The sequence below is a fragment of the Roseivivax sp. genome, assembly GCF_054552075.1.
Genome location: NZ_JBTOLZ010000029.1, coordinates 17,171 through 28,414 on the forward strand (window position 1 = coordinate 17,171; position 11,244 = coordinate 28,414).

Annotated in this window: 10 protein-coding genes and 1 tRNA gene; 3 read left to right on the forward strand and 8 right to left on the reverse strand. The window is 68.9% G+C overall.

Features of this window, described 5'->3' with window-relative positions; translation table 11 throughout:
- Nucleotides 1-537: 537 nt before the first annotated feature.
- From ACX938_RS17200 to fabA, 5 genes are all read right to left on the reverse strand, one after another.
- Nucleotides 538-972 carry a thermonuclease family protein gene (locus ACX938_RS17200; RefSeq protein WP_232755205.1) on the reverse strand — a complete coding sequence of 145 codons (435 nt, stop codon included), beginning with the start codon at nucleotides 970-972 and terminating at the stop codon, nucleotides 538-540.
- Nucleotides 973-1,045: 73 nt separating this feature from the next.
- Nucleotides 1,046-1,720: an FAD-binding oxidoreductase gene (locus ACX938_RS17205; protein WP_459431958.1), complete on the reverse strand. Its 675-nt coding sequence runs from the start codon at nucleotides 1,718-1,720 to the stop codon at nucleotides 1,046-1,048.
- A 141-nt stretch (nucleotides 1,721-1,861) separates the two neighbouring features.
- The gene (locus ACX938_RS17210) at nucleotides 1,862-2,653 is read right to left on the reverse strand and encodes an enoyl-ACP reductase FabI (protein WP_459431959.1); all 792 of its coding nucleotides are present in this window, start codon (nucleotides 2,651-2,653) and stop codon (nucleotides 1,862-1,864) included.
- A gap of 25 nt (nucleotides 2,654-2,678) precedes the next feature.
- Nucleotides 2,679-3,908, reverse strand: a complete 1,230-nt coding sequence (fabB, locus tag ACX938_RS17215; RefSeq protein ID WP_232755202.1) for a beta-ketoacyl-ACP synthase I — start codon at nucleotides 3,906-3,908, stop codon at nucleotides 2,679-2,681.
- A gap of 43 nt (nucleotides 3,909-3,951) precedes the next feature.
- Entirely contained in the window at nucleotides 3,952-4,461 is a 510-nt protein-coding gene (gene fabA / locus ACX938_RS17220; protein ID WP_459431960.1) for a bifunctional 3-hydroxydecanoyl-ACP dehydratase/trans-2-decenoyl-ACP isomerase, read from the reverse strand.
- A gap of 193 nt (nucleotides 4,462-4,654) precedes the next feature.
- Here fabA and irrA point away from each other — a divergent pair, with 193 nt between their 5' ends.
- Nucleotides 4,655-5,074 carry an iron response transcriptional regulator IrrA gene (gene irrA / locus ACX938_RS17225; RefSeq protein WP_232755200.1) on the forward strand — a complete coding sequence of 140 codons (420 nt, stop codon included), beginning with the start codon at nucleotides 4,655-4,657 and terminating at the stop codon, nucleotides 5,072-5,074.
- A gap of 35 nt (nucleotides 5,075-5,109) precedes the next feature.
- Here the strand turns inward: irrA and ACX938_RS17230 are convergent.
- The 3 genes from ACX938_RS17230 to ACX938_RS17240 all read right to left on the reverse strand — a co-directional run bounded on the left by ACX938_RS17230 (nucleotide 5,110) and on the right by ACX938_RS17240 (nucleotide 6,274).
- Nucleotides 5,110-5,195 (reverse strand) — tRNA-Leu (locus tag ACX938_RS17230).
- Nucleotides 5,196-5,237: 42 nt separating this feature from the next.
- A complete protein-coding gene (locus ACX938_RS17235) occupies nucleotides 5,238-5,777 on the reverse strand; it encodes a tetratricopeptide repeat protein (RefSeq protein ID WP_459431961.1) in 540 nt (179 codons plus the stop codon).
- Between the two features lie 32 nt (nucleotides 5,778-5,809).
- The gene (locus ACX938_RS17240; RefSeq protein WP_370634994.1) at nucleotides 5,810-6,274 is read right to left on the reverse strand and encodes an Lrp/AsnC family transcriptional regulator; all 465 of its coding nucleotides are present in this window, start codon (nucleotides 6,272-6,274) and stop codon (nucleotides 5,810-5,812) included.
- A gap of 116 nt (nucleotides 6,275-6,390) precedes the next feature.
- On the opposite strand from ACX938_RS17240, the gene putA reads away from it, so the two are divergent.
- On the forward strand, nucleotides 6,391-9,813 hold the full coding sequence (gene putA / locus ACX938_RS17245; RefSeq protein ID WP_459431962.1) for a bifunctional proline dehydrogenase/L-glutamate gamma-semialdehyde dehydrogenase PutA: 3,423 nt from the start codon (nucleotides 6,391-6,393) through the stop codon (nucleotides 9,811-9,813).
- Nucleotides 9,814-10,233: 420 nt separating this feature from the next.
- Nucleotides 10,234-11,013 (forward strand): rhomboid family intramembrane serine protease, encoded by a 780-nt coding sequence (locus ACX938_RS17250; RefSeq protein ID WP_459431963.1) that lies wholly within the window; start codon nucleotides 10,234-10,236, stop codon nucleotides 11,011-11,013.
- Nucleotides 11,014-11,244 lie beyond the last annotated feature (231 nt).

Consider the following 11,244-nt stretch of genomic DNA (forward strand, 5'->3'; position numbering starts at 1 on the left):
GCATCCGTGGGACGCGCGGCGCAGGACGTCATGCTTTGAAGTCACCGCGGATGGCGCGCCTCACAAAACTCCAATCTCTGAAAGACGCACAGGCCTCCGCACCTAAGACGCCACCTGCCCCCCTCTTGCGCCCGAATAGCACCGAAGGTGCCGGGCGCGCGCCGGACCGGCCCCTTGGGCCGGCGCTCTTGTGGGTGGCGCGCCTAGCTCATCATTGGTCCTGACCTTGCGTGGATAAAGCGCCTCGCTCAAAGGGCAGCAGCGCCGGCCCCCGGTCCGGCGCGCGCCCTCGGCTGAGGTGGCGCTCAAGGGTGCGCAGAGTTGAAGGAGCGATGCAGACACCACGGCGGGAGAAGGGCGGGCATGGCACCGATGCGAAGGGCTAACACACCGAACGCCGGACCTCGCCAGTCCGACCGCCAGCGACCCCGGGAACTCCGAAGCACCTTCAACTCACGGGGCGAGCACAGCGCCGATACGAGGAGCCAAAAGACCAGACGCCGGACCTCACCAGCCCAACGCCAGCCCCCCTCACCTCTACAACGCGCAATAGCCCTTCTCGCGGATCGCCTCGCGCAGGGCCAATCCATCGTCGCGCTCGCAGCGGGCGATGTGGCGGTCGTAGCTCATCCGGCCTTCCAGCGCGCAGACCAGCACCCGTCCGCGGGTGATCCGGTCCATCTCGCGCCGCGCGGCCTCGCCCTCGCGGGTGCCGAGCTCGGCGCAATCCACGTCCGACAGCCGGATCGGCACGCCGCCGACCTCGATGGTGTCGCCGTCACGCACATGGCTCACCCGGCCGATCAGCTCGGCCCCGGGCCCCGGCGCGACGAAGCTCGCCGCCTGGTTCGAGGCCTGCGCCAGATCGGTGTCCCAGAGCGAGACCCCATAGGCCACCACCCCGCAGAAGCAGAGCGGCAGGAAAGAGAGGGCGAGCTTGCGCCGCCGCCGGCGGCTGACCTGATCGCGCATGTATTTTACCCGTGCCATGCGCGGAAAGATTGCAACGGAATGCGGCGGCAGAATGGCGCGCGCGGGGCGTCTCTCAGTCAAATTCCTCGGTGATGATGTCCCCTTCGGGCACGCCGATCTCGCGCAGCGAGGCCGAGATATCCTCGAGCATGGCGTCGGGCCCGCAGATGTAGCATTTGCCCTCGCCCGGGGTGACATGCTGGGCCAGCATCTCCTGGCCGATCATGCCCATGCAGAGCGGGCTTTCGGGGTCGTCCGTCACGGTGAAGACGCAGTCGAGCCCGCGCATCTCGGTGAAGGTCTCGCGCAGGATGATGTCGCGCTCGGTCCGGTTCGAGAAGATCAGCGTCGAGCCCTTGAGCGTGCCCTCGTCGCGCAGCCGCTTCTTCAGGATCGCGATGAAAGGCGTCACGCCCGCGCCGCCGGCGATGAACCAGCCCGGACCCTTGTCGGCGATGGCGCCCCAGGGCTCGTCAATCAGCACGGCGTCGCCGGGGCTCAGCTTGGCGATCTGCTCGGTCACCCCGTCGTGGTCGGGGTAGGACTTGATGACGAACTCGAGGGTGTCGTCCTCGGGCAGCGAGGTGAAGGTGAAGGGCCGCTTCTCCTCGCGCCAGCCCTCGCGGTCGAGCGCCAGGTCCACCGCCTGCCCGGGCGTGAAGTCGAACCCCTCGGGCCGGTCGAAGACCAGGTGGTAGGTGTCATGGGTGACGGGGGTGATCGAGGTGAGCGTGAGCCGCTCGGTCATGGCGGGACCTCCTGTTGATGGTCCCTGTCAACGACGGCAAACGAAGGGGGTTCCCCGGGCGCGTGGGGGCGCGACCAAATGCGCGGGCGCGCAGTGGGCGCGCGGCGTCGAAGGGGCCGACCAGGCGGCCCCCTCCCCGGCTCAGAGGTTCTCGAACTGCGGCATGCCCAGCACGTGGAAGCCGCCGTCGATATGCACGATCTCGCCCGTGGTGCAGGCGCCGGCGTCCGAGGCGAGCCAGACGGCGGTGCCGCCCACGGCCTCGAGCGTGGAATTGCCGCCGAGCGGCGCGTTCTGGTCGGTGTGCTTGAAGGTCTTGCGCGCGCCGCTGATCGCCGCGCCGGCCAGGGTCTTCATCGGTCCGGGCGAGAGCGCGTTCACCCGGATGCCGTCGCGGCCCAGGTCGTTGGCGAGGTAGCGCACCGAAGCCTCGAGCGCGGCCTTGGCCACGCCCATGACGTTGTAGTTCGGCACCACCTTGTTCGAACCCTGGTAGGTCAGGGTCATCAGCGTGCCGCCAGCCTCGGCCATCAGCGGATGGGCGCGGCGGGCGACCTCGATGAAGCTGTAGCACGAGATGTCGAGCGAATTCTTGAAGTTCGACCGGCTGGTGTTCATGAACCGCCCCTGCAGCTCGGACTTGTCCGAGAAGGCGATGGCATGGACCAGGAAATCGAGCCGCCCCCAGCGCTCTTCCAGGGCCGCGAAGGCGCGGTCGAGCGAGGCGTCGTCGGTCACGTCCACGTCGATCAGCAGGTCGGAGCCCACGCTCTCGGCGAGCGGCTTCAGGCGCTGCCCGAAGGCCTCGCCCTGGTGGGTGAAGGCCAGATCGGCCCCCGCCTCGGCGCAGGCCTTGGCGATGCCCCAGGCGATCGAGCGTTCGTTCGCCACACCCATGACAAGCCCGCGCTTGCCCGTCAGTTGTCCGCTCATGCGTTCCGTCCGTAATCCGTTGTGGTCAATCCGTGAAGCGGGACAGCAGCATGGAGCCGTTGGTGCCGCCGAAACCGAAGGAATTGGTCATCACCGTATCAAGCCCGGCGCCTTCGACCAGCTCGGTCGCGATCTCCTCGGGCTTGAGCGCCGGGTCGAGGGTCTCGACGTTGATCGAGGGCGTGATGAAATCATGCTCGAGCATCAGGAGGCAGTAGATCGCCTCCTGCGCGCCGGTGGCGCCCTGGCTGTGGCCGGTCATCGACTTGGTCGAGGAGACGGGCGGGGTCTGGCCGTCGCCGAAGACCCGGCGCAGGGCCTCGATCTCGCCGACGTCGCCGACCGGCGTCGAGGTGCCATGGGCGTTCACATAGCCGACCTTGCGGCCCTCGGGCAGCCCGTCGAGCGCCAGGCGCATGGCGCGCTCGCCGCCCTCGCCGGACGGCGCCACCATGTCGTGGCCGTCCGAGGTCGCGGCATAGCCCGTGACCTCGGCGTAGATCTTGGCGCCGCGGGCCTTGGCGTGTTCGAGATCCTCGAGCACCAGGATACCGCCGCCGCCGCCGATCACGAAGCCGTCGCGGCCCGCGTCGAAGGCGCGCGAGGCCTTCTCGGGGGTGTCGTTGTACTTCGAGGACATCGCGCCCATGGCGTCGAAGAGGCAGGAGAGCGTCCAGTCCAGCTCTTCGCCGCCGCCGGCGAACATCACGTCCTGCTTGCCCAGCATGATCTGCTCGGCGGCATTGCCGATGCAATGCAGCGAGGTCGAGCAGGCCGAGGTGATCGAGTAGTTGATGCCCTTGATCTTGAAGGCGGTCGAGAGGTTCGCCGAGATCGTCGAGGACATGCACTTGGGCACCGCCGTCGGGCCGATGCGCTTCGGCGCGCCGGATTTCAGCACGGTCTGATGCGCGGCGAACATGGCCGAGGTCGAGGGCCCGCCCGAGCCCGCCACCAGGCCGGTGCGCGGGTTCACCACGTCGCTTTCCTCGAGGCCCGCGTCGGCGATGGCCTGGGTCATGGCGATATGGGCATAGGCCGCGCCCGGCCCCATGAAGCGCAGGGTGCGCTTCTCGACATGGTCCTTCACATCGAGCTTTACGTCCCCCGCGATCTGGGAGCGGAAGCCGTGTTCCTTCATGTCCTCGTTGGCGGTGATGCCCGAACGGCCGGCCTTCAGCGAGGCCAGGACTTCTTCGGCGTTGTTTCCGATGGACGAGACGATGCCCAGTCCGGTGACGACGACACGGCGCATGGCGCTCTCTCTCCTTTGCTCGATAAGTCTCTGGCGGCGGGCCTCAGCTCTCCGACAGGGCGACCTTCATGTCCTTGACCTGGTAGATCGTCTCGCCGTCGGCCTCGACCCGGCCGTCGGCGACGCCCATGGTCAGCCGCCGGGTCTGCACCGCCTTGGTGAAATCGACGTAATAGGTCAGCATCTTGCGGTCGGGACGGACCATGCCGGTCAGCTTCACCTCGCCGACGCCCAGCGCGTAGCCGCGGCCTTTCCAGCCGCGCCAGCCCAGGTTGAAGCCGGTGAGCTGCCAGAGCCCGTCAAGCCCGAGGCAGCCGGGCATGATCGGATTGCCCGGGAAGTGGCATTCGAAGAACCACAGGTCGGGGCGGATGTCGAATTCGGCGACCACATGGCCTTTGCCGTTCGGCCCGCCGTCCCCGGAGATATCGGTGATGCGGTCCATCATCAGCATCGGCGGTTCGGGAAGCTGGGCATTGCCCTCGCCGAACAGTTCGCCGCGTGCGCATTTGAGCAGGTCGTCCCTGTCGAAGCTGGTCGGAAAATCGGCCATGCGCCGGGCACCCCTTCTTTCTAGGCGTCGAGATTTCTGCCCCACTATCACCGTGGCTGCGCGCCATGCAAGCCTGCGGCGCGCCCGCCGCAGTGCCGCGAAGCCGCGCGGCGGATCACGGGAAAGCGTTTGAAATCAGGGCGGGGCGCACCCTATATTCCTAAAGGACAGACGGGAAAGGATGCGGGCGCCCATGACCCCTGCGGCAATCGAGCGTGGCACGGAATGGCTGAACCGGGCGGATCTGCGCCCGACGCGGCAGCGCGCGACGCTGGCCGCGCTGCTGATCGGCGACGGCCAGCACCGCCATTTCACCGCCGAGAGCCTCTTTGCCGAGGTCGAGCGCCAGGGCGAGAAGGTCTCGCTCGCCACCGTCTACAACACCCTCCGCGCCTTCTGCGACGCAGGGCTGATCCAGGAGGTGACGGTCGACGGCTCGAAGAGCTACTTCGACACCAACACCCATGATCACCCGCATTTCTTCTGGGAAGACAACGGCACGCTGACCGACGCCCCCTCCGAGGAGCTCGAGATCGCCCGCCTGCCCGAGGCCCCGGAAGGCGCCGAGATCGCCAGCGTCGACGTGGTGATCCGCCTGCGCCGGCGGGGGTGAGGGGCCAAGCCCCTGTCACTGACAATTTTTCTGGATGGTACCCGCGGCCGGACTCGAACCGGCACGGCTGTTACGCCTAGGGATTTTAAGTCCCCTGTGTCTACCATTCCACCACGCGGGCCCGGGGCGATCTCTAACCGGGGTGGCGGGCGGTGAAAAGGTGTCAGAGCTCCTGGCCGGGCGGCTCGGTCAGCAGGTGGCGCTCGGAGAGCCAGGGATTGAGCGCCAGCGCCGCGCGCAGCGCCTCCTGCGCCTCGGCGTCGCGGCCGAGGCCCATCAGCGTCAGCGCCTTGCCCGAAAGCGCCGCGACATGGCGCGGGTTCAGCGCCAGCGCGCGTTCGAGGTCCGGCAGGGCGGCGGCGAAATCGCCCCGCAGGAAAGCCACGAAGGCGCGCTGGTTGTAGCCCTCGGCGTAGTCCGGGCAGTAGGCCACCAGCCGGTCGAAACTCTCTTCGGCGCGCAGGAAATCGTAGCTTTCCCGCGCCCGCATGCCCGCGTCCAGAAGCTCCTGCGCGGCGGCATCGGGCGCATCGGCCCAGAGCGCCCAGAGCGCGTTCGACAGCCGCTGCGCCTCGATCTCGCGCTCGGCGGACTGGATCTCGGCCAGAAGTCCCGCGATCTCCTCGGAGTGGTCCGGGGCCGGCGGGCACTCGGCCCAGGCGGCAAGCGGCGCGAGGCCGAGGACAAGGATCAGGCGGAGCATGGGACCAGAGGACGCCCCGGGATGACGCGCGGTCAAGTCACATCGGCGAGACCGTCCTCCTTTACAGCCTCCATCGCGACATAGGTGGAGGTCGAAGCGATATGCGGCAGGGCCGAGATGTGATCGGCCAGCACCCGGCGGTAGCTGCGCATGTCCGAGGTCCGCACCTTGAGGAGGTAGTCGAAATTGCCGGCGATCAGATGCGCCTGTTCGATCTCGGGGATCCGCGCCACGGCTTCGTTGAAGCTTGCCAGCGCCGGCTCCGAGGTGTCGTGCAGCCGCACCTCGACGAAAGCCACATGGTCGAGCCCCAGCCGGATCGGGTCCAGCAGGGCCCGGTATCCCAGGATCGTGCCGCTCTCCTCGAGCCGCTTCAGCCGCGCCTGGGTGGGGGATTTCGACAGGCCGATCCGGCGGGCTAGCTCGGTGACAGAGAGGCGGCCTTCCGCGGCGAGCGTGGTGAGGATCGCCCGGTCGAAGCGGTCCAGCTCAGCCATATCCGATTGCATTGCACATAACCCTTTCTTCGGTCGCTTTGCCCAAAACTCAAACGATATTCAGTCAGCTTTCCCGCTGATACGGCAATAGACTAGGCCAAATTTCGGAGGATACCATGCCCAGAGACGCCACCGGCGAGCTGCGCCACGACATCGACGCCCGAACCTATGCCGACGAGATCGCCCTGGTCGAGGAGCTGCGCGAGGCCTCGGGCCTGTCACCCGAGGAGCGCGCCGCAATCTCGCGCTCCGGCGCCGACCTGGTGCGCAAGATCCGCGGCAACGCGCGTCCCGGCCTGATGGAGGTCTTCCTGGCCGAATACGGCCTCTCGACCGAAGAGGGCATTGCGCTCATGTGCCTGGCCGAGGCGCTCCTGCGGGTGCCGGACGCCGAGACCATCGACGCGCTGATCGAAGACAAGATCGCCCCCTCGGACTGGGGCAAGCACATGGGGCATTCGGCCTCGCCCTTGGTCAACGCCTCGACCTGGGCGCTGATGCTGACCGGCAACGTGCTCAAGGACCGCGACCCGGGCGTCGCCAGCCACCTGCGCGGCGCGATCAAGCGCCTGGGCGAGCCGGTGATCCGCCGCGCCGTCGGCCAGGCCATGCGCGTCATGGGCCAGCAGTTCGTCCTGGGCGAGTCGATCGAGGCGGCGATGAAGCGCGCCGCCAAGATGGAGGAGAAGGGCTATACCTATTCCTACGACATGCTGGGTGAGGCCGCCCGCACCGAGGAGGACGCCCGCCGCTACCACCTGGCCTATTCCAAGGCGATCAACGCCATCGCCGGGGCGGCCCACTCCAAGGACACCCGCGACAATCCCGGCATCTCGGTCAAGCTCTCGGCGCTGCATCCGCGCTACGACGAGCTGCAGCACGAGCTGGTCATGCAGAACGTCGTGCCGCGGCTGCGCACGCTCTGCGGCATCGCGCGCTCGGCAGGCATCGGGCTCAACATCGACGCCGAGGAGGCCGACCGGCTGTCGATCTCGCTCGACGTGATCGAAGAGGTGCTCTCGGACCCCGCGCTGAAGGGCTGGGACGGCTTCGGCGTCGTGGTGCAGGCCTACGGCAAGCGCGCGGGTCCGGTGCTCGACTGGCTCTACGAGCTGGCCGAGCGGCTCGACCGCCGGATCATGGTGCGGCTGGTGAAGGGCGCCTATTGGGACACCGAGATCAAGCGCGCCCAGGTGCTGGGCGTCGATGGCTTCCCGGTCTTCACCTCGAAGTCGGCCACCGACATCTCCTATATCGCGAACGCCAAGAAGCTGCTGGGCATGACCGACCGGATCTATCCGCAGTTCGCCACCCATAACGCCCATACCGCCGCGGCGATCCTGGCCATGGGCGCCGATCCCGGCGTCTACGAGTTCCAGCGCCTGCACGGCATGGGCGAGGCGCTGCACGACATCATGATGCGCGAAAACGGCACCCGCTGCCGGATCTACGCCCCGGTCGGCGCGCATCGCGACCTCCTGGCCTACCTGGTGCGGCGGCTGCTCGAGAACGGCGCCAATTCCTCCTTCGTGAACCAGATCGTCGACGAGGAGGTCCCGCCCGAGACCGTGGCCGCCGACCCCTTCGACGACGTGAGCTTCCCCGATCTGGCCACCGGGCCCGAGCTTTTCGCGCCCGAGCGCAAGAACTCCATGGGCTGGGACACCCGGCACCGCCCCACCCTGGCCGAGATCGACAGCCGGCGCGGCGCCTTCCGGGACCATGCCTGGCAGGCCGCGCCGCTGACCGCCGGTGAGGCGCCCAAGGGCGCGACCGAGGACGTGGTGAACCCCGCCGATCCCACCGACAAGGTCGGCACGGTGACCTGGGCCACGCCCACCACGGTGCGCGCCGCGGTCGATGCCGCGCGGCCCTGGGACGCCAGCCCCGAGGAGCGCGCGAAGATCCTCAACCAGGTCGCCGACACCTATGAGGCGCATTACGGCGAGCTTTTCGCCATCCTGCACCGCGAGGCGGGCAAGATGCTCTTCGACGCGGTCGCAGAGCTGCGCGAGGCGGTGGACTTCCTGCGCTACTACGCCACCAAGACCGCCGGCGACCCGGCGCTCGGCAAGGTGGTCTGCATCAGCCCCTGGAACTTCCCGCTGGCGATCTTCACCGGCCAGATCGCCGCGGCGCTCTCGGCGGGCAACGCGGTTCTGGCCAAGCCGGCCGAGCAGACCTCGATCATGGGCTGGCGCGCGGCCGAGTTGATGCACGAGGCGGGCGTCCCCCGCGAGGTGCTGCAGCTCCTGCCCGGCGCGGGCGAGGTCGGCGGCGCGCTGACCGGCGCCGAGGGCGTCGCGGGGGTGGCCTTCACCGGCTCGACCGAGACCGCGCAGATCATCCACGGCTCGGTGGCTCAGAACCTCGAGCCCGGCACCCCGCTGATCGCCGAGACCGGCGGGCTCAACGCGATGATCGTGGATTCCACCGCCCTGCCCGAACAGGCCGTGGCGGCGATCGTGGAATCGGCCTTCCAGTCGGCCGGCCAGCGCTGCTCGGCGCTGCGCTGTCTCTACGTGCAGGAGGACATCGCCGAGAGCTTCCTGGAGATGCTCAAAGGCGCCATGGACGCGCTGCAGATCGGCGCGCCCTGGGATGTCTCGACCGACGTCGGCCCGGTGATCGACGCCGAGGCGCATGACCAGATCACCGCCTATATCGAGGCCGCCCGCGCCGAGGGCCGGCTGCTGAACGACTGCCCGATCCCGTCGAAGGGCTACTTCGTGCCCCCGGCGCTGATCCGGGTGAAGGGCATCGGCGATCTCGAACGCGAGATCTTCGGCCCGGTCCTGCACGTGGCGACCTATCGCGCCGAGGACCTCGACCGGGTGATCGACGCGGTGAACGGCACCGGCTACGGGCTGACCTTCGGCCTGCAGACCCGGATCGACGACCGCGTTCAGCATGTCTCGGAGCGCATCGAGGCAGGCAACATCTACGTCAACCGTAACCAGATCGGCGCCATCGTCGGCTCCCAGCCCTTCGGCGGCGAGGGGCTCTCGGGCACCGGGCCGAAGGCGGGCGGGCCGCTCTACGTGGACCGCTTCCGCCGGCATCCCGCCGAGGCGCAGCCCGGTGAGTGGCAGGAGGAGGCCAGCCTCGAGCGCATCTCCCGCGCGCTGGGGACCGCCGAGCCCGGCCGCGCGCCCGACCGCGAGGAGCTGCCCGGGCCGACGGGGGAGTCGAACATGTTCTACACCCGCGCGCGTCCGCCGGTCCTCTGCCTCGGGCCGGGCCGCGAGGCCGCCGAGGCCCAGGCCCAGGCGGTGCGCGCGCTCGGCGGCGCCGCGGTCAGCGCCGGGGGCCATGTGGCGCCCGAGGTGCTTGAGCGTCTTTCCGGCTTCTCCGCCGCGATCTGGTGGGGCGAGACCAAGACCGCCCGCGCCTACCGCGCCGCGCTGTCGCGCCGCGACGGCGCGATCCTGCCGCTGATCACCGGCGCGCCCGACCGCGGCCACGCCCGGCTCGAGCGGCACGTCTGCGTCGACACCACCGCCGCGGGCGGCAACGCGAAGTTGCTGAGCGGGGTGTGAGGTAAGCGGGCGGCGGGCCGGTGGGGCCGCCGTCTGACGTGGCGGGGCGATGGGGCCGCCGCTGTGGGGCGATAAGTCCGTCGCCTGATTTAGCGGGGCCATGGAGCCGCCGCTGCGGGGCGATAGATGCGCCGCATGGTTTGGCGGGGCGGGTCTGTGTGGCCCGCCCTGCGGCAAGGGGGCGGGCCTTGGTCCGGTCCCTTTCCTGGCTGCGTGTCTCGGTGGGGCCGCCGCTGACCCTTGCGGCCTGCGACAGGACAGTGCCGCCACCCGTAGAGCGCGGCGGTTCCCTCACCCGCTCGGGCCTCGGGCGCGCGCCAATCGCCCGCCCCTGCCCTGACCCAAGAAATCCCCCGGAAATTGCCCCGCCGCGCGCCGGACGCGCTTGACGCCGCTTCGCGGCGTGCCAAGCTACCGGGGATGTTTCCCATCCGTGATCACAACCCCTCGGGCCGGACGCCCTTCGTCACCTATGGGCTGATCGCGGCCAATGTGCTGATCTTCTTCGGCTATTACGGGCTTTTTGCCGATCCCGCCGCGCTCGGTGCCTTTTTCTCGACCTGGGCGCTGGTGCCCGCGGATGTCTCCTCAGGCGGCGGGCTGACGGGATTTCTCACCTCGATGTTCCTGCACGGCGGGATCATGCATCTGGCCGGGAACATGCTCTTCCTCTTCATCTTCGGCGACAACGTCGAGGACGAGATGGGCCATGCCGCCTATGCCGGGTTCTACCTCGCCTCGGGATTTGGCGCGGGTCTCGCACAATACGTCACCGCGCCCCTGAGCCCAGTGCCCATGGTCGGCGCCTCGGGCGCCATCGCGGGCGTGATGGGCGCCTATCTTCTGCTCTTCCCGAAGGCGCGGGTCGACATCCTGGTGATCCTGGTGATCATCTTCCGGGTGATCACCATCCCGGCCTGGATCATGCTGGCGCTCTGGCTCGGGATGCAGTTCCTGGGCGGCTTCAACTCCGCCGCCGATGGCGGGGGGACGGCCTATTGGGCCCATGCCGGGGGCTTCGTGATCGGGCTGATGCTGGCCCTGCCGCTCTGGCTGAAGCGCGGCGGCCCGGCCTTCTGGCAACGCACCCGCGGCGCGCCGCCCCACCCCGAGGCCCGCTACCAGTTCCGCCGCACCAACGTCCCCCGCGCGGGCCGCTCCGCCCGCCGCAGCCGCCGGGCGGGGCCCTGGGGGCGGTAGGGTTGCGCTGAGGTGAGGTGTCGGCTGTGGCGGTGAGGTTGTTGGAGCGGTCTCGCGCGGGGACCGATCCTCTCATCCGTCAGGGCAACCCGAGTCGAGCAAACGCAGGACCCAGCGAGTGACCACTGACCACTGACCACTGACCACTGACCACTGACCACTGACCACTGACCACTGACCACTGACCACTGACCACTGACCACTGACCACTGACCACTGACCACTGACCAC

What these genes read in the sequence shown, in the direction of transcription:
- ACX938_RS17200 (WP_232755205.1), bottom strand. Translation starts at nt 972, where the DNA reads ATGCGCGATCAGGTCAGCCGCCGGCGGCGGCGCAAGCTCGCCCTCTCT.
- ACX938_RS17205 (WP_459431958.1), bottom strand. Translation starts at nt 1,720, where the DNA reads ATGACCGAGCGGCTCACGCTCACCTCGATCACCCCCGTCACCCATGAC.
- ACX938_RS17210 (WP_459431959.1), bottom strand. Translation starts at nt 2,653, where the DNA reads ATGAGCGGACAACTGACGGGCAAGCGCGGGCTTGTCATGGGTGTGGCG.
- fabB (WP_232755202.1), bottom strand. Translation starts at nt 3,908, where the DNA reads ATGCGCCGTGTCGTCGTCACCGGACTGGGCATCGTCTCGTCCATCGGA.
- fabA (WP_459431960.1), bottom strand. Translation starts at nt 4,461, where the DNA reads ATGGCCGATTTTCCGACCAGCTTCGACAGGGACGACCTGCTCAAATGC.
- irrA (WP_232755200.1), top strand. Translation starts at nt 4,655, where the DNA reads ATGACCCCTGCGGCAATCGAGCGTGGCACGGAATGGCTGAACCGGGCG.
- ACX938_RS17235 (WP_459431961.1), bottom strand. Translation starts at nt 5,777, where the DNA reads ATGCTCCGCCTGATCCTTGTCCTCGGCCTCGCGCCGCTTGCCGCCTGG.
- ACX938_RS17240 (WP_370634994.1), bottom strand. Translation starts at nt 6,274, where the DNA reads ATGGCTGAGCTGGACCGCTTCGACCGGGCGATCCTCACCACGCTCGCC.
- putA (WP_459431962.1), top strand. Translation starts at nt 6,391, where the DNA reads ATGCCCAGAGACGCCACCGGCGAGCTGCGCCACGACATCGACGCCCGA.
- ACX938_RS17250 (WP_459431963.1), top strand. Translation starts at nt 10,234, where the DNA reads ATGTTTCCCATCCGTGATCACAACCCCTCGGGCCGGACGCCCTTCGTC.